Here is a 555-nt window from a genome sequence, read left to right as displayed (position 1 = left end):
AGCATAATTGATAACACCAATACCTAACGTACGACGACCCATTGCACCTTTTTTCGCAGCAATGATCGGGTAGTCTTGATAATCTAATAACGCATCCAGAGCACGTACAGCCAATACTGCCAGCTCTTCTAATTCGTCAAGGCTATCAATCGCGCCTAAGTTAAAGGCAGATAGCGTACAGAGCGCAATTTCGCCTTCTTCATCATTGATGTTATTCAATGGCTTAGTTGGTAATGCAATTTCTAAACAAAGGTTAGATTGACGTACCGGTGCCACTTGAGGATCAAATGGGCTATGCGTATTACAATGGTCTACGTTTTGAATATAGATACGGCCAGTTGAGGCGCGTTCTTGCATCATCAATGAAAACAGTTCAACCGCTTTGACGCTAGTTTTACGGATAGTTTCATCTTGCTCATAAGTCACATATAAGCGCTCAAATTCATCTTGATCAGCAAAGAATGCATCATATAGTCCCGGTACATCTGATGGGCTAAACAGAGTGATGTCTTGGTTTTTGATCAAACGCTCATACATTAGCTTGTTGATTTGAAC

The 555-nt window shown here is 41.3% G+C and carries 1 protein-coding gene; it reads right to left on the bottom strand.

What is annotated here, in order from left to right:
• On the bottom strand, positions 1-555 hold a 555-nt coding region (locus ABN217_RS20075; protein ID WP_502935147.1), incomplete at both ends, for a ribonucleotide reductase barrel domain-containing protein.

Origin of the sequence: Proteus sp. fly-1067, assembly GCF_040139345.1 — a bacterium.
Classification (GTDB): domain Bacteria; phylum Pseudomonadota; class Gammaproteobacteria; order Enterobacterales; family Enterobacteriaceae; genus Proteus; species Proteus vulgaris_B.
The sequence above is the reverse complement of the archived record's forward strand: the minus strand, read 5'-3'. Positions and strand labels throughout refer to the sequence as shown.